Here is a 16,773-nt window from a genome sequence, read left to right on the forward strand (position 1 = left end):
TTTTCGTTAATAACCCACATTCACTAGATTTTTCTCCTAAAAAACGCCTTAACAGGCGTTTTTTTTGTTTTTTGTTGCCTTGCTGGTGGTGAGTGTCAACTGTGCTGTAATTTGCTTATCAAGCCTCATGACATCTTGGTATTAACATTTACTAAAAAGGGATACACCCATGCAAATCGCCGTCCCCAAAGAGATTAAAAATCACGAATATCGGGTTGCTTTGACGCCTACCGGTGCGCGGGAGCTAACCGGGCGTGGCCATCAGGTGAGCATTCAGGTCGGTGCAGGCGAGGGCGCGGGGTTTGCCGATGCGGATTACCAAGCCGCTGGCGCACAGCTAGAGACCGATGTGGAGGCGTTATGGCGCAACGCCGAACTAATCCTCAAGGTAAAAGAGCCGCAGCCCGAGGAAGTGGCGCGACTCACGGCACAGCATACGCTGTTCACCTACCTGCACCTCGCCGCCGAGGAGTCGCTTACCCGTGGGTTGATGGAAAGTGGCGCTACCTGTATTGCCTACGAGACGATCACCGAAGCCCGCGGTGGGTTGCCACTGCTGGCGCCGATGAGCACGGTCGCTGGGCGTATGGCTGTTCAGGCGGGCGCCCACAGTCTGGAAAAAGCGCAAGGGGGCGCGGGTGTGTTGTTGCCCGGCGTGCCGGGGGTGGCGCCAGGGAAGGTCACCGTGATCGGCGGTGGTGTGGTGGGCGAAAACGCCGCTCGTATGGCGCAGGGGTTAGGCGCTGAGGTGACCATTCTGGATAAATCGCTGGCACGGCTAGAAGTGCTGGATGATCGTTATCAAGGGCGCATCAAAACGGTGTATTCGACGACCGATGCATTGGAAACGGCCGTCCGTGAATCCGATATGATTATTGGTGCCGTGCTGGTGCCCGGCGCCGCTGCGCCTAAGTTGATCACTCGCCCCATGCTTGCCCACATGAAACCTGGCAGCGTGCTGGTGGATGTGGCCATCGACCAAGGCGGCTGCTTTGAAACCAGCAAGCCCACGACTCACGCCGAACCAACGTATATTGTCGATGGTGTCGTTCACTACTGTGTGGCGAATATGCCCGGCGCGGTCGCGCGTACCTCTACCCAGGGGCTGACCAATGCCACGCTGCCGTTTGTCATCGCGCTGGCGGATAAAGGCTGGCAGCAGGCACTGCGTGACGACCCGCACTTTTTGCCAGGCCTGAATGTGCACGCGGGTCAGGTGACGTATCAGGCGGTGGCGGAGGCCTTTGGTCTGCAGCACCATGACCCAGCGAGTGTTGTGAAGGTTTAAGATAATAGTATTTAGAGCAATAAGCGTGACGCGCAAGTAAAAAATACGCTTCACAGACGCTTCACGACTCTTGTTAATAATGCGGCGGAATATCATCCTCGGGGCGCTGGCCGTCCTGAGATTCGTTGGCTTGTAGGGCCTGATGTTGCTCGCGAAGCTGTTCGCGCATTAAGCCGCTCAACTGTTCAAGCTTTTCCAGGCGTCGCTCCTGTTGGATAACTGCTTGATCTAACGTGTCGAGCCAGTGCTCTTGATGGGCCAGGCGGCTTTCTATAGATTCAAAGCGTTGAGCTAGTTCAGAAGACGATAATTCGTAGGTCATGATAATATTGAAGCCTTATGTAGTAGTATGCCGGTGCTATTGGGAATGGGCCTGATAGTGCAGGTATTGTCCTTCGTCTGTTACCCATACAACAAGAGAGCTTTTTTTTTCTATGAACCCAAAAGTTGTGTTTCGCTGTTTCTTAATCAGTATATTACTGTCCGCCCCTACGCCACTGTTGCTGGCAGGGATCGTTCATTTAACCGATAGTGCCCTCGCCGAGCTTTGGATGGCCGAGTTGGCAATAAGTGGTGTTAGCAGTGTCTATATTGCGGTTGCCTTAGGTAGTTTTATTGTTCTTTGTATTGGCACATTAGCGTCAGCCGCTTTTGCGCCGTCGATCGTCGTGGCGTCTGATCGGGTGGCTCGTCCTAAACCTGCAGCGCGTCAGCCTCAAGCGGCTGCGCCATTGGAGGATGATGAAGATGAAGACATTATCGATCCCAATGATGGCCGCGAAGAGGGAGAAGTGAAGTGGTTCAATACCAATAAAGGCTATGGCTTTATTACCCGCGATAATGGTGAGGATGTATTTGTACATTTTCGCGCCATTCGAGGGCGTGGCCCGCGAATGTTGGCAGAAGGCCAGATTGTGCGGTACCACGTGATTAAAAATGAGCGTGGTCTACAGGCCGACGATGTCAGCATCATTGAGTAATTGAGCTAGTGGTAAGTAAGCGGCCCCGCTTTGGCGGGGCCGTTTTCGTTTAAGGTGGTCCGTTAACGGCCTGAGTCGGGCCACTCGATAGCGCCCTCTTTGCCACCCGGCAGCACCTGCCAGAAACGGTCAGGATCAGCGCCTGGGTGCCAGCCCCCCAAAGAGCAGCGAACTTCCGTTTGCAGGGCTTCCGCCGCGTGTTGCGCGCACTCCTGATCCGTCATCCACGGCGTGTGAGGGCTATCGAACCACAGACTTGCAAAACCATCCGCGGCTTTATCCACCAGCAAGATCGGTACGCAATCGCCCTGGTATTGACCGCGGGTTTTCCATTTGCCTTTGCCTGCGGGGCTAAGCGGCGGTGCTATCAGCGCGCTGTTGAGCCACTCATTGAGCGCCTCAAACGGCACGTTGGCCAGGTAGATTTCAATGTCGGGATACCGCTCCATCATATGTTGACCTCGTCAGAGATGAGCAACGCTTGCAGTGTCGCTTCATATATCCGACTTAAGTCATCCAGGTCGCTGGCGCGAACGCGCTCATTGACTTTATGGATGGTGTCGTTGAGTGGGCCTAGCTCGACTACTTGAGCCCCTAGGGTGGCGATAAAGCGGCCGTCCGAGGTGCCGCCGCTGGTCGAAAGCGCGGGTTTACGGCCCGTCACTGCTTCAACGCCTTTGATAGCCGCATTGACCAGCTCGCCCTCGGCGGTTAGAAACGGCTCACCGTTAAGTGTCCAGTCCACCTGATATTCCAGGCCGTGCTGGTCAAGAATGGCTTCCGTGCGCGCCTGTAGCTGGTGATGCGTCACTTCCGTAGAGAAGCGAAAATTAAACACCACTTCCACATCGCCAGGAATCACGTTAGTGGCACCGGTACCTGCGCGCAGGTTGGACACTTGAAAGCTGGTGGCCGGAAAAAACGCGTTACCCGCATCCCAGTGTTCATTGACCAGCGCATCCAGCGCCGGCATTGCCTGATGAATAGGGTTGCGAGCTAAATGCGGGTAAGCCACATGGCCTTGCACCCCTTTAATGTGCAGCGTGCCGCCGAGCGAACCGCGGCGGCCGTTCTTGATGACATCCCCTAGCCGCTCAGTGGACGATGGTTCGCCGACGATACAGTAGTCGAGACGTTCGTTGCGTTCACGAAGATGCTCCACTACTGCACGTGTGCCGTCCACGGCTGGGCCTTCTTCGTCGGAAGTGATCAGAAAAGCGATACGGCCATCGTGGTCGGGGTGGCGGGTGACAAAGCGTTCAACGGCGGTCAGCATGGAGGCGAGGCTGCCTTTCATGTCAGCGGCGCCGCGCCCGCATAGCATGCCGTCATCGTCGATGCAGGGTTCGAACGGTGGATACTGCCAGTTGGTATAGGGGCCGCTGGGCACCACGTCGGTATGCCCAGCGAAAGCGACCACCGGGCCATGATGACCGCGTACTGCCCAAAAGTTCTTCACATCCCCAAACGGCAGTTGCTCAATATGAAACCCGAGCGCCGTTAAGCGCTCAATTAAAAGCGCCTGGCAGCCTTCGTCGTCTGGCGTGACCGACGCCCTGTTGAGCAAGGCGAAGGCGAGCTTAAGCGTGGGCGACAGGGCTTCAGGCTCAGTTATGGGCATGTAGCGCCTCGTTCAGCTCCACGGCGCTCTTGTTGGTCAGGCACTCGACGCGCCCGCTTTGCGAGTTGCGGCGCAGCAGTAGGTCACTTTGCCCGGCAAGGTCGCGGCCGCTGACCGTCTCGACATCATTTTTCTGATCATCGAGCACGGTGATCTTGGTACCCGCGGTGACGTAGAGCCCTGCTTCCACGGTGCAGCGGTCGCCTAGAGGAATACCGATGCCCGCATTGGCGCCGATCAGGCAGCCTTCTCCCACTTTAATCACGATGTTGCCACCGCCGGAAAGCGTCCCCATGGTGGAGCAGCCACCGCCCAAATCCGAGCCTTTGCCGACCATGACGCCAGCTGCAATACGCCCTTCAATCATGCCAGGACCTTCAGAGCCCGCATTAAAGTTGACGAAGCCTTCGTGCATGACGGTAGTGCCTTCACCCAGGTAGGCGCCCAGGCGCACGCGGGCAGTGTCACCAATACGAATGCCGCTAGGCACCACGTAGTCGGTCATTTTGGGGAACTTGTCGACACAGTCTACTGACAGGGCGCGTCCGGCCATGCGTGCTTTCAAGCGACGCGTGGGCAGCTCTTCAACATCGATAGCACCTTCGTTGGTCCAGGCGATGTTGCGCAGCAGGCCAAACATGCCGGTGAGATCAAGCCCATGAGGCTTCACTAAGCGGTGCGATAGCAGGTGCAGTTTCAAGTACACTTCAGGCACAGTCTGTGGCGCTTGGTCCGTGTCTAGGAACATCGCCACCAGAGGGCGCTGGCTAGCGGAGAGTGCTTCTGCAAGTTCTGCTTGATCCGTGTGCCCAGCGTCCTCTAATGCTTTTGCCAGGCGCGTGCAGTCTTGCGGCAAAAAGCTGATCGCGGCGTTGCCTTTGGGGGCGTCCAGCGCTTGTTGAGCGGCCTCTACCAAACTGGCTGGTGGGTTAAGCAACGGTGCCGGATAGTAAATTTCCAACCAATTGCCCTGGGTGTTTTGGGTGCCGATTCCAAGCGCAAAACTCAACATAACGATAATCCTGTGGTGATTTTAAAAGTGAAAAAAGGCATGAGCGGGCAGATAGCTAGCCGCTCAAATGATCGTAATCGCCGGCGCGGTAACCCACTATCAGGGTGGTGTCGTCCACTTCCAGCAAGGGTCGCTTCAGCAGCGTGGGATGCTTGATCAATAGCTGGCGTGCAGACGTATCGAAAGCGTCTTTCTCCTCTTGGGAGAGGTCGCGCCACGTTTTACTGCGCTTGTTGACAGCATCGACAAGCGGTACGCGCTCCAGAATATGTTCCAACAGACCCGCCGAAAGCCCATCTTTTCGCAGGTCGTGCGTGTTGAAAGGGAGGCCTTTTGCTTCCAGTGCTTTGCGCGCCTTGCGACACGTGTCACAGCTGTTAATGATATAGAGAGTGAGCATACGACCTCCGTTTGAAGAGTGATTATGTCGCGCGCAGGCGGTCGTCACCAGTGAGGTATGACGACCGACCGTACCTATACCGGTTAGCCGCGCTCAATCAGTTGGCGAATACGCTGAGCGGCTTCCAGCGTCGGGGCGAGCTCGGCTACCAGCGCTAACCGTAAGCGACCTGCACCAGGATTCACGCCATTTTCCCCTGGGCGTCCCATTAAGCTGCCGGGCAACACACTGACGTGTTGCTCGCAAAAAAGACGTTGGGTAAAGGCGATATCGTCGCCCTCCGGTACCGCTGGCCATAAATAAAAACTGGCTTGGGGCGTGGGGAAATCCATCACGGGAGCGAGTACCTCGGTGACCGCGCTGAATTTTTCACGATAGGCGTCGCGGTTGGCGCGTACATGGTGTTCATCCTGCCAGGCAGCGATAGACGCGTGCTGCACGGGTAGCGACATCGCACACCCGTGGTAAGTGCGATAGCGCTTAAACGGTGCCAGCAGGGTCGCGTCGCCCGCCACAAAACCTGAGCGCAGCCCAGGCAGGTTAGAGCGCTTGGAGAGTGAGTGAAACACCACGCAACGGCGGTAATCATCGCGGCCCAGCTCCGCGCACGCTTGTAGCAGGCCGGACGGCGGGGTGTGCTCATCGAGATAAAGCTCGGAGTAGCACTCATCGGAGGCGATAATAAAATCGTGCTCGTCAGCCAGCGCAATCAGCTGTTTGAACTCATCAAGCGGCGTGACCGCACCGGTTGGGTTGCCCGGCGAGCAGATAAACACGATTTGCACATCGCGCCAGGTATCCGCGCTCACCGCTGAAAAATCGGGACGGAAGTCAGTCTCGGCGGTACAGTCAAGATATAGCGGTTGACCGCCTGCCAGTAGCGTCGCACCTTCATAAATCTGATAAAACGGATTGGGTACGGCGACGTTGGCGGGACGGGTGCGATCCAGTGCTGCCTGTACAAAGGCAAAGATTGCCTCCCGCGTACCGTTAACGGGAACCACGTGCTGTTCGCTGTCGAGTTCGCGAACCGAAAAGCGCTGCGTTGCCCAGCGGGTAATGGCTTGACGGAGCGCCGGAAGGCCGTTGGTAGCCGGATAGCGGGCCATTTCCAGCTGATGCGCCACCAGCGCGTCAAGTGCCCCGGAGTAAGGCGGGTGTTGCGGTTCGCCAATGGTGAGCGGAATATGAGCTATCCCGGTTGGCGGTGTCAGCTCTGCCTTCAGCGCGGCCAGTTTTTCAAACGGGTAAGGATGCAGGGCGTCAAGGTCGGCGTTCATGAAGTATCCGTTGATAGCTGGCAGGCGTAAACCGCCGATTATAGGCAAGCCGCGGTGTAGGCTCAAACCTAACCGGGCTTGCGAACAAGCTTAAACTCCCAAAACCTCAATCAACCGCTCTCGCAGTTGCTGCTGACGTTCAGGGTCGGTCAGTGGCTCGCCTGCCTTGGTGGTGATGAAAAAGACGTCCTCAACCCGCTCGCCAAGGGTGGCAATTTTGGCCGCTGAAAGCGCGATATCCTGCTCCATGAAAATACGCCCCACCCGTGCGAGTAAGCCGGGGCGGTCGGGGGCTGTGAGTTCCAGTAGCGTGCGCTCATTGGCCGGGTCCTGCTCGATAATTACTTCCGTCGGCACTTTGAAATGCTTGAGCTGCCGTGGCGTATGACGCGTCACGATAGTGGGGTAATCGTCGGGATCATCAAGCTCTTCCACCAAGTGCTGGCGCATTTCTTCGATATGGGCCGGATCACGGATAGGTTGGCCGTGATTATCAAGGACAATGAAGGTATTCAGTGTCCAGTTATTGTGGGAGGTGGCGATGCGTGCGTCGTGGATCGAAAGGCCTAGCTGCTCCATGGCGGCGGCCGTCGCCGCGAACAGGTCATCCACCGAACGAGTATGGATAAATACTTTAGTGCCGCCTTCGGCCATGTCAGCAGTCGGTGCGCTAATCAACACCAGCGGCAGCGGCGACTGGTTATGATTGAGGATGCCCTGGGTTTGCCAGACAATTTCGCTGGGCGCGTACTGGAGAAAGTAGTCCTCGCCAAGCGACTCCCATAGCTGGTCGATTTGGGATCGCTGGATACCGATGGTCTGCAGCAGTGAGCGGGCCTCGGTGCGTGTTTCGAGCACCCAGTCGTCACGGTCGGGCGGGTTGTTCAAACCGCGGCGTAGGGCGCGTTTGGTTTCCGCGTGAAGTTGGCGCAACAGTGAGGCACGCCAGCCGTTCCACAGCGTTGGGTTGGTGGCGTTGATATCGGCCACGGTGAGTACGTATAAGTAGTCTAGGCGAGTCTCGTTTCTGACCACCAAGGCAAAGTCGCGAATGACGTCAGGGTCGCTGATGTCGCGCTTTTGGGCGGTCATTGACATCAGTAAGTGGTATTCAACCAGCCAACTGACCAGATTCGTGTCGTGAGTCGACACGTGGTGACGGCGACAGAACTGCTCAACGTCTCGCGCGCCAATTTCTGAGTGATCGCCACCGCGGCCCTTGCCGATATCGTGAAACAGCCCCGCTATCCACAGTAAGTCCAGCTTGGGAAGCTGCTGCATGAGTGCCGCCGCGACGGGAAAGTCGCCTTTCGACTCCGGTTTACGAAAGCCGTGGAGGAATTTGAGCAAACGAAGCGTGTGGGCATCGACGGTATAGATATGAAACAGGTCGTGCTGCATCAGCCCCACGGCGCGGCCAAATTCGGGTAGGTATTTGCCAAGAATGCCGTAACGATTCATACGTCGTAGTTGGCGTGGCACGTTGCCCGGTGCGCGCATAATGGCCATGAATAGCCGCTGATGGCGAGGGTCGTCGCGGTAGTGGTCGTCAATTTGGTGGCGATGGTCACGAATAAGGCGGATCGTATCGGCACGCACCCCTTCGATATCAGGATGCTTGGCCATCAGCAAAAAGAGTTCCAGCATGGCGGCGGGCCGCTCACGGAAAAGCGTGCGCGAGCGAGCCTGAATATAGCCACCTTTGGTCTCAAAGCGCTCATTGAGCTTAATGGTTTCCAGTGCCTCTTTGCCGCGCAGGATCACTTCATCAAAGTGCTGTAGCAGCATGTCGTTCAGCCCGGCGAGGGCGGTGACGTGCCGATAGTAACGCTTCATGAACTGCTCAACGGCCAAGTGCTCGGGCGTGTCGCGAAAACCAAACATCTCGGCAATCGTGCGCTGATGGTCAAACAGCAGGCGATCTTCGGCGCGGTCGGTCAGCATGTGCAGGGCATAGCGGACCTGCCATAAAAACGCCTGTCCTTGGCTCAGAATGCGCAGTTCAGCGTCGTTCATAAAGCCATTGGCGACAATGTCGGCATACTGTTCGGTGCCAAAGTGACGCTTGGCGACCCAGCCAATCATCTGAATATCGCGCAGCCCGCCAGGGGAGCTTTTGAGATTGGGCTCCAGGTGGTACTCCGAATTGTTGTAGCGGTAGTGGCGAGTGATTTGCTCTTGCCACTTGGCTTCAAAAAAACGGTTGGCGGGCCAAATATGTTCAGCGCTCAGACGTTCGCGCATCGCTTCGCGCAGCGGCTCGGGGCCTGCTATCAGACGCGATTCCAGCAGGTTGGTGATGACCGTTACGTCCGCTTCGGCTTCGCGTTCACAGTCGTTGAGCGAGCGCACGCTGTGGCCGATCTCCAGGCCAATATCCCATAAGAACGTGATAAACGCGGTGAGCGGCTCGCGGTAGGCCGTGTCGTCGTCCTGTTCAAGCAGCAGCAGCAGGTCTATATCCGAGTGCGGGTGCAGTTCACCTCGCCCATAGCCCCCTACCGCCACCAGCGCAATGCCGTCATCGGGCCAGGCATGCTGCGCCCAGGCGATCGCCAGTAGCTGATCTAAATACCAGGCGCGGCCACGTACTAAATCACGAATATCCGCGCCCGCGCGAAACTGCTCGTCCAGGCGCGACTGGAGCTCACGCAACGCCGCTTTGAACGGAGCAACCGGCGAGCGCGAACCCGCCAGTTCGGTCCGGAAAAGGTCTAAATCATACAGCGAAGTGTCCGGTTCGAACCGGTAATGGTGGAGGAGCATCAGTTGGCTAGGAAACCAAAGTCTTCATCGCTGCGCGCGGTCAGTACTTCAACCCCGGTCTCGGTCACTAGCAGGGTGTGTTCCCACTGAGCAGACAGGCTCTTGTCTTTGGTGACGGCGGTCCAGCCATCGCGGAGTACCTTGGTTCTGTAGCTGCCAACGTTAATCATCGGTTCAATGGTGAAGCACATGCCTGCTTTCAGCGCGATATCGGCTTCCGGAGCGTACCCGTCGTAGTGCAGGAACTGCGGCTCTTCGTGGAAGTCGGCTCCGATGCCATGACCGCAAAAGTCGCGCACGACCGAATAGCCATGTGCTTCCGCATGTTGCTGAATCACTCGCGCCAGCTCTGAAAGACGAACGCCGGGTTTGACCAGTGCAATACTTTTATAAAGGCATTCCTGCGTAACCCGGCATAGGCGCTCACCTTGAATGGTTTCGCCTACGATAAACATCATACTAGAGTCGCCATGATAACCCTCTGGCGTCTTAACCGTGACATCCAGATTCATGATGTCGCCGTTTTTAAGCTTTTTATTGAAATCCGGGAAGCCATGGCAGACCACATGGTTCAGGGAAATGCAGGTGGCGTGGGTATAGCCATGGTAGTTGAGCGGGGCAGGAGTGGAGCCCAGTTCATTGACAATATATTCATGACACAGCCGGTCGATCTCACCGGTGCTGACGCCCGCTTGTATATGGGGGGTGATCATTTCAAATACACTGACGGCTTGGCGCCCGGCTTCACGCATTTTCTCGATTTCTGAAGGTGTCTTGATAGGAACGTTCATGAATTCTCGATCTGGGTTCAGGCTAAAAGTAAGCGGCAAATAAAGATCGTAACACGGGCTGCGACTTCATCTTGGAAAGGATCTATGGTATAAAGCCGCGCGCTTTCCTGCAATCGTGATTCCGAGCTTCTTGGCGAGGAGGTACGCAGTAGGGCAGGGCGATGAATGCGTCGTGTGCTCGTTAATGGGTGCGCTTCGTGCGAAATCAAGACAAACATCAAGCCTTAAAAACACACATGCACCGGCACATGGTCCCGGGTGCCGCTGGCAGCGTTAAGCGCGGTCAACGGTCGGATCCATGGGGTGCGTGGAGGCCTAACCCGAGTTTTCAGGAGTTTTACCATGGCTCACGTTAATATGCGTGACCTGCTTAAAGCAGGTGCTCACTTCGGTCACCAGACCAAGTACTGGAACCCGAAGATGAGCAAATTTATCTTCGGCGCGCGCAACAAGATTCACATCATCAACCTCGAGCACACGTTGCCGGCGCTGAACGAAGCGATCGACGTGGTCGAGAAGATGGCGGCATCCAACAACAAGATTTTGTTTGTTGGCACCAAGCGCAGCGCTAGCAAGGTAATCAAAGAAGAAGCGAACCGTGCCGGTCAGCCGTTCGTCAACCACCGCTGGTTGGGCGGCATGTTGACTAACTTCAAGACCATTCGTCAGTCCATTAAGCGTCTGCGCGATCTTGAAACCATGCGCGAAGACGGCACGTTCGAGAAGTTGACCAAGAAAGAAGTCTTGATGGCGACTCGCGAACAGGACAAGCTGGAACGCTCTATCGGTGGTATCAAGAACATGGGCGGCCTGCCGGACGCACTGTTCGTTATCGACGTTGACCACGAGCGCATCGCGATCAACGAAGCCAACAAGCTGGGTATCCCGGTTATCGGTGTGGTGGATACTAACTCCAACCCCGATGGCGTTGATTACGTTATCCCCGGTAACGATGACTCTATCCGCGCTATCCAGATCTACGTTAAAGCGATTGCGGATGCGTGTGGTCGTGCCAAAGAAGGTAGTGCTGAAGAGTTCGTTGAAGTGACCGAAGAGGCCGCTGCAGCTGAAGACAACACTGCCGCCGAGTAATCGCAGCAGTGGGTGCGGTAAGCAGGTATGCCGCATCGTAATAAAAGGGGGCTATGCCCCCTTTTTCCCACTACCGATGACACATCGGGGTGGGCAGAATTTGCCGGCGACTGAATACCGGCCCGTCATACAGAGTGATACATGATGGTCATCTATCGTGCTTATACTCTGTATTGCGTTTAACTCTCATAGAACCATTTCAGAGGTGAATTCTCATGGCAGCTATCAGCGCCTCTCAGGTCAAGGAACTTCGCGAACGTACCGGCCTCGGCATGATGGAGTGTAAAAAAGCACTCACCGAAACCGGCGGCGATATCGAAGTTGCCATTGAAAACCTGCGCAAAAGCTCAGGACTTAAAGCAGCGAAGAAAGCTGACCGTATCGCCGCAGAAGGTGTTGTGGTCACGCGTGTAGCCGATGACGGTAGCTACGGCGTAATGGTTGAAATCAACTCCGAGACCGATTTTGTCGCGCGTGATGACAACTTCATTGCGTTTGCAGACAACATTGCTAACGCCTTCTTTGCTGCGAAGAGTGAAGATGTCGCCGCCGTTATGAACGGTGAGCTGGAAACAGCGCGTGAGCAGCTCGTTCAAAAAATCGGCGAGAACATCGGTGTGCGTCGCTCTATCGTTGTTAACGCCGCTGACGGTGGATTGGTAGGCGAATATGTCCACGGCGGCCGTATTGGTGTGCTGACCGTTTTGACCGGTGGCACCACCGACGTCGCTAAAGATGTAGCGATGCACGTGGCGGCCATCAACCCTGCGGTTGCTCATCCGGGCGATATGCCCCAAGAGCAACTGGATCAGGAAAAAGCGATTATTCTTGCTCAACCGGACATGGCCGGTAAGCCTGAGCAAATCGCTGAAAAAATGGTTCAGGGTCGCTTGAAAAAGTATCTGGCAGAAAACAGCCTGACCGAGCAGCCGTTTGTTAAAGATCCGAACCAAACGGTCGCTGAGTACGTTAAAGCAGCAGGCGGTGAAGTGGTTGGCTTTAAACGCTTCGAAGTAGGCGAAGGTATCGAGAAAGAAGAAGTCGACTTTGCTAAGGAAGTGATGGAACAGGCTGGCCGTCGCTGAGGTCAGAAGTTTCAGAAAGAAGATGGCGTGCGCGTAAGCGCACGCCTTCGCGTATCCGGCCCCTGTATAAACGATGTTAGTATATCGGCCCCTATACCATAACGGGGGTTATACAGTGGGACTGCCCCGTCTGCTTGTGTTCAGGTCTGCCTCAGGAGAAATGCCATGTCACGTGATGTTCAAGAGCCTGCCCTCCACGTAACCCCCGCGAAAGGCAATGCTGAGAGTTCGAAGTCAAAATACAAGCGTATTTTGCTCAAGCTTTCGGGTGAAGCGCTCATGGGTGAGCACGACTTTGGAATCGACCCTAAGGTGCTTGATCGCATGGCACTGGAAATTGGTCAGTTAGTTGGCATTGGCGTCCAGGTAGGTATTGTCATCGGCGGCGGTAACTTGTTCCGTGGTGCCGCGCTCAATGAAGCTGGCATGGACCGTGTTACCGGCGACCATATGGGCATGCTGGCCACGGTAATGAATGCCTTGGCGATGCGTGACGCCCTGGAGCGGTCCAATATCCGTTCGCGTGTCATGTCAGCCATTCCGATGAGCGGCGTGGTCGAGCATTATGACCGTCGCACAGCGATTCGTTATTTGACCTCCGGGGACGTGGTGCTGTTCTCTGCCGGAACGGGTAATCCTTTCTTTACGACTGACTCGGCTGCCTGTCTGCGCGGCATCGAAGTAGACGCCGATGTGGTTATCAAGGCAACCAAAGTCGACGGCGTCTACGACAAGGACCCGGTAAAAAATACCGATGCTGTAAAGTACGACCAGCTCTCTTACGATGACGCCCTGGATCAAAAATTGGGCATTATGGATTTGACCGCTATCTGCCTGGTACGTGACCATAATATGCCGGTGCGGGTATTTGACATGAATAAGCCTGGTGCCCTACTGAATATGGTAGTAGGGGGCAAGGAAGGCACGCTGATATACAGAGGGTAATGACGTGATCAATGATATTAAGAAAGATGCCGAATCGCGCATGAAAAAAAGCGTCGATGCGCTGCACAGTAACTTTAATAAAATTCGTACCGGCCGCGCTCACCCGAGTATCTTGGACGCGGTAACCCTGGACTATTACGGCAGCCAAGTGCCGCTTAGCCAAGTGGCCTCTATTAACGTAGAGGACGCTCGTACGCTGACTATTTCGCCATGGGAACAGGGCATGGTGCAGAAAATCGAAAAAGCGATCATGACCTCTGATCTGGGCCTTAACCCAGCCAGCGCCGGTAACGTGATTCGTGTGCCGATGCCGATGCTCACCGAAGAGACCCGCAAAGGCTATATCAAGCAGGCGCGTAGCGAAGCAGAAAACGCGCGTGTTGCAGTGCGTAACGTTCGCCGCGATGCTAACGGTGACTTCAAGTCGTTGTTAAAAGATAAAGACATCACCGAAGATGATCAGCGTCAAGGTGAAGATGCGATTCAGAAGTTAACCGACAAGTATATTGCCGAGATCGATAAAGCACTGGAAGCAAAAGAGCAGGATCTCATGCAGGTGTAAACCTGCGGTCTATTCAGCCTCGGGCAGCTTATGCTGCCCGTTTTGCCACACAATGGCTGGTTTATTTATGATTGATCTTTGGTACGGAAACCCATGACGTCACCCCAGCTTCCTGAAGAACAGACGGGCGGCGCCAACTCGCCTTCGCCAACCGGAGAGGCACCACCGTCCCATGTCGCCATCATTATGGACGGTAATAATCGCTGGGCGCGTGCGCGGGGATTGTCGGGTGTTAGAGGGCATCGGGCCGGTGTTGAAACCGTGCGTGCGGTGATACAGCGAGCCGCCGAGCGCGATGTGCAAACGCTAAGCCTGTTTGCCTTTTCCAGTGAAAACTGGAAGCGCCCCGCCGCGGAGGTCAATGCGCTGATGGAGCTTTTTTTGATGGCGCTGAAGCGTGAAGTCAAAAAACTCAATGAGCGCAATGTTCGTCTAACGATTATTGGCGAACAGCAAGGCTTTTCCCATGCGATACAAAAGCATATCCAGCGTGCTGAGGCGTTAACCGCAAACAACACCGGGATGCATTTAATCATCGCTGCCAACTACGGCGGTCAGTGGGAAATTGCCCGCGCCGCCCGTATGCTGGCTGAGCAAGTGGCGGCAGGTGACATAGCACCTTCCGATATTGACGAGGCGCGCTTTGATGCCGCCATGGGTGGTGACAGCGTGCCGCCGGTGGACTTGTGTATTCGTACTAGCGGGGAGCAGCGGCTGTCCAACTTTATGCTGTGGCAGTTGGCCTATGCCGAACTGCATTTTTCACCGTTGCTCTGGCCTGACTTCGGCGCTGATGCGTTTGATGCGGCATTAAACGACTTCTGCCAGCGTCGTCGCCGCTTTGGCATGACCGACGAACAAATAGAGGCGCAAGGTGCTTAAACAGCGGATTATCACCGCAGCCTGGCTTGCACCGTTGGTGTTGGCTGGGCTGTTTGGAGTAGACGGCGGCCTATTTGCGTTATTTACAGCGGCCATTGTGCTACTCGGGGCTTGGGAGTGGGCCAATCTGGCGGGCGTTTTGCGTACCGCTCAACGCGCCCAGCTAGTGGCTGCGATGGCGGTGTTGATGCTGATCATGTGGCTAACTGGCGCCGCGACGGCAATATGGCCGCTCTGGATAGCGGCGGCAGGCTGGTGTGCAAACCTCTATTGGGTCATTCACTATCCTGCTAAAGGTCAGCAGTGGCAATCTACTCTGCGGCGTCTGGTAATGGGGCTATGGGTGCTAGTGCCTTGCTGGGTAGGCTTTAATGTCTTGCGCGAGAGCGGCAGCATCTGGTTGCTGTTTGTACTGCTGCTGGTCTGGACGGCGGATATTGGTGCCTACTTTGTGGGCCGTAACTGGGGTAAACGAAAGCTGGCGCCCAACGTTAGCCCTGGTAAATCGTGGGAGGGGGTGCTCGGCGGTTTGGCATCGACTGCTATTTTAGCTACCTGCTTTGCGCTTTGGTTACCACTGTCGATGGCTGGCGGTATTACCCTGGTGCTGATAACGGCGATAGTGACGCTGACCTCCGTGCTTGGGGATCTGCTCGAAAGTATGCTTAAACGCTACCGTAATATTAAAGATTCAAGCCAACTGCTACCGGGGCACGGGGGGGTATTGGATCGTATCGATAGTCTTACCGCCGCGATTCCGCTTTTTGCGCTGTTCTATTTTGAGGTGCTCGTGCAAATGTTGAATCAAGGGCAGCCTCTATGAGCCAGCGTCAGCCACTATCTGTTCAGCGTGTGACGATCCTCGGATCAACCGGCTCGGTGGGCACTAGCACGCTGGATGTTATTGGTCGTCATCCCGACCGTTATCGTGTCCATGCCCTGACCGCGCACACCTCGAAAGAAGCCTTGTTGGCGCAGTGCTTAACGCACCGGCCCGCGGTCGCAGTGTTGGATAATGACGCTGATGCCGCCTGGCTGCGCCAGGAGCTTAAGCGGGCTGGGCAGCCAACCGACGTGAGCGCAGGCCCGCAGGCGCTGTGTGAGGTGGCTCGAGATCCTAGTGTCGACTGCGTCATGGCCGCCATTGTAGGGTCGGCGGGCTTGCTGCCTGCGCTAGCAGCCGCGGAAGCAGGCAAGCGCGTTCTATTGGCCAATAAAGAGGCGCTGGTGATGAGCGGTGCGCTGTTTATGGAGGCGGTTTCCCGTTCCGGTGCAACATTACTACCGATTGATTCCGAACATAATGCCATCTATCAGTGTCTACCTGCGGAGCATCGCGGCGGGCTTGCGAAACACGGCGTTCGCCAATTGCTGTTAACCGCCTCTGGCGGGCCGTTTCGTACCTGGAATCAAGCCGATATCAACAATGTTACTCCCGAGCAAGCCTGCGCTCATCCGAACTGGTCAATGGGGCGTAAAATATCGGTGGATAGCGCCACCCTGATGAATAAAGGGCTGGAGCTGATTGAGGCCTGCTGGCTATTTGATGCCACGCCCGAGCAGATCCAGGTAGTGGTACACCCGCAAAGCGTGATTCACTCCATGGCGGCCTATCACGATGGGTCGGTGATTGCACAGTTGGGGAATCCCGATATGCGCATCCCTATTGCCTATGGGTTAGCGTGGCCGGAACGTATTGACGCTGGGGTCGAAACCCTGGATCTATTCCAGGTGGCACGGCTTGATTTTGAAGCACCAGACGAAGCCCGCTTTCCCTGTTTGAGGCTCGCTCGTGAATCCATGCAGCAGGGGGGCATGGCGCCAGTGGTTCTCAACGCCGCTAACGAAGTGGCAGTCGATGCCTTTTTGCATCGCCGGCTTGGCTTTACGGCAATAGGCAAACTGGTAGCGGACGTCTTGGCGCGTCCCATTGATGGCCGTGTCGACAGTCTGGAGAGCGTATTAGCAACCGATCAATGGGCGCGACAGCAGGCGCTGGAACTGGTTACAAGGTGGTCCGCTTAAGCAATGGCTGAGCTGGTCGTTGAAAGCGGGGCGTTAAGGAGTGC

At 55.9% G+C, this 16,773-nt stretch carries 17 protein-coding genes; 9 read left to right on the forward strand and 8 right to left on the reverse strand.

Annotated features, from left to right (window positions below; all coding sequences use genetic code 11):
* The first annotated feature begins 169 nt into the window (after positions 1-169).
* The gene (ald, locus tag ACFFLD_RS05275; RefSeq protein ID WP_386037622.1) at positions 170-1,288 is read left to right on the forward strand and encodes an alanine dehydrogenase; all 1,119 of its coding nucleotides are present in this window, start codon (positions 170-172) and stop codon (positions 1,286-1,288) included.
* Between the two features lie 73 nt (positions 1,289-1,361).
* Here the strand turns inward: ald and ACFFLD_RS05280 are convergent, their stop codons facing one another.
* Entirely contained in the window at positions 1,362-1,610 is a 249-nt protein-coding gene (locus ACFFLD_RS05280; RefSeq protein WP_386037625.1) for a SlyX family protein, read from the reverse strand.
* 112 nt (positions 1,611-1,722) lie between these two features.
* On the opposite strand from ACFFLD_RS05280, the gene ACFFLD_RS05285 reads away from it, so the two are divergent.
* On the forward strand, positions 1,723-2,268 hold the full coding sequence (locus ACFFLD_RS05285; protein WP_386037628.1) for a cold-shock protein: 546 nt from the start codon (positions 1,723-1,725) through the stop codon (positions 2,266-2,268).
* A 62-nt stretch (positions 2,269-2,330) separates the two neighbouring features.
* Here ACFFLD_RS05285 and ACFFLD_RS05290 read toward each other — a convergent pair whose 3' ends face one another.
* The 7 genes from ACFFLD_RS05290 to map all read right to left on the reverse strand — a co-directional run bounded on the left by ACFFLD_RS05290 (position 2,331) and on the right by map (position 10,138).
* Positions 2,331-2,720: a hypothetical protein gene (locus tag ACFFLD_RS05290; RefSeq protein WP_386037631.1), complete on the reverse strand. Its 390-nt coding sequence runs from the start codon at positions 2,718-2,720 to the stop codon at positions 2,331-2,333.
* Positions 2,717-3,889, reverse strand: a complete 1,173-nt coding sequence (gene dapE / locus ACFFLD_RS05295) for a succinyl-diaminopimelate desuccinylase (RefSeq protein WP_386037634.1) — start codon at positions 3,887-3,889, stop codon at positions 2,717-2,719. Before dapE ends, ACFFLD_RS05290 begins: the two co-directional genes overlap by 4 nt.
* A complete protein-coding gene (gene dapD / locus ACFFLD_RS05300; RefSeq protein WP_386037637.1) occupies positions 3,876-4,901 on the reverse strand; it encodes a 2,3,4,5-tetrahydropyridine-2,6-dicarboxylate N-succinyltransferase in 1,026 nt (341 codons plus the stop codon). Before dapD ends, dapE begins: the two co-directional genes overlap by 14 nt.
* 55 nt (positions 4,902-4,956) lie before the next feature.
* Positions 4,957-5,301: a Spx/MgsR family RNA polymerase-binding regulatory protein gene (locus ACFFLD_RS05305; protein ID WP_386037639.1), complete on the reverse strand. Its 345-nt coding sequence runs from the start codon at positions 5,299-5,301 to the stop codon at positions 4,957-4,959.
* Between the two features lie 83 nt (positions 5,302-5,384).
* A complete protein-coding gene (gene dapC / locus ACFFLD_RS05310) occupies positions 5,385-6,581 on the reverse strand; it encodes a succinyldiaminopimelate transaminase (RefSeq protein WP_386037642.1) in 1,197 nt (398 codons plus the stop codon).
* A gap of 90 nt (positions 6,582-6,671) precedes the next feature.
* Positions 6,672-9,347 carry a [protein-PII] uridylyltransferase gene (locus tag ACFFLD_RS05315; RefSeq protein WP_386037645.1) on the reverse strand — a complete coding sequence of 892 codons (2,676 nt, stop codon included), beginning with the start codon at positions 9,345-9,347 and terminating at the stop codon, positions 6,672-6,674.
* The gene (gene map / locus ACFFLD_RS05320; RefSeq protein WP_386037648.1) at positions 9,347-10,138 is read right to left on the reverse strand and encodes a type I methionyl aminopeptidase; all 792 of its coding nucleotides are present in this window, start codon (positions 10,136-10,138) and stop codon (positions 9,347-9,349) included. The genes ACFFLD_RS05315 and map overlap by 1 nt, the downstream gene beginning before the upstream one ends.
* 342 nt (positions 10,139-10,480) lie before the next feature.
* On the opposite strand from map, the gene rpsB reads away from it, so the two are divergent.
* The 7 genes from rpsB to ispC all read left to right on the forward strand — a co-directional run bounded on the left by rpsB (position 10,481) and on the right by ispC (position 16,729).
* The gene (gene rpsB, locus ACFFLD_RS05325; protein WP_386037651.1) at positions 10,481-11,230 is read left to right on the forward strand and encodes a 30S ribosomal protein S2; all 750 of its coding nucleotides are present in this window, start codon (positions 10,481-10,483) and stop codon (positions 11,228-11,230) included.
* 215 nt (positions 11,231-11,445) lie between these two features.
* Positions 11,446-12,315: a translation elongation factor Ts gene (gene tsf / locus ACFFLD_RS05330; RefSeq protein WP_386037653.1), complete on the forward strand. Its 870-nt coding sequence runs from the start codon at positions 11,446-11,448 to the stop codon at positions 12,313-12,315.
* 165 nt (positions 12,316-12,480) lie between these two features.
* Positions 12,481-13,260, forward strand: a complete 780-nt coding sequence (gene pyrH, locus ACFFLD_RS05335) for a UMP kinase (protein WP_386037656.1) — start codon at positions 12,481-12,483, stop codon at positions 13,258-13,260.
* Between the two features lie 4 nt (positions 13,261-13,264).
* Entirely contained in the window at positions 13,265-13,822 is a 558-nt protein-coding gene (gene frr, locus ACFFLD_RS05340; RefSeq protein ID WP_386037659.1) for a ribosome recycling factor, read from the forward strand.
* Positions 13,823-13,915: 93 nt separating this feature from the next.
* A complete protein-coding gene (gene uppS, locus ACFFLD_RS05345; protein WP_386037662.1) occupies positions 13,916-14,704 on the forward strand; it encodes a polyprenyl diphosphate synthase in 789 nt (262 codons plus the stop codon).
* On the forward strand, positions 14,697-15,527 hold the full coding sequence (locus ACFFLD_RS05350; protein WP_386037665.1) for a phosphatidate cytidylyltransferase: 831 nt from the start codon (positions 14,697-14,699) through the stop codon (positions 15,525-15,527). The genes uppS and ACFFLD_RS05350 overlap by 8 nt, the downstream gene beginning before the upstream one ends.
* Positions 15,524-16,729 carry a 1-deoxy-D-xylulose-5-phosphate reductoisomerase gene (gene ispC, locus ACFFLD_RS05355; RefSeq protein WP_386037668.1) on the forward strand — a complete coding sequence of 402 codons (1,206 nt, stop codon included), beginning with the start codon at positions 15,524-15,526 and terminating at the stop codon, positions 16,727-16,729. Before ACFFLD_RS05350 ends, ispC begins: the two co-directional genes overlap by 4 nt.
* The last annotated feature ends 44 nt before the right edge of the window (positions 16,730-16,773 follow it).

It is taken from the genome of Vreelandella sulfidaeris, from assembly GCF_042429665.1.
Lineage (GTDB): Bacteria > Pseudomonadota > Gammaproteobacteria > Pseudomonadales > Halomonadaceae > Vreelandella.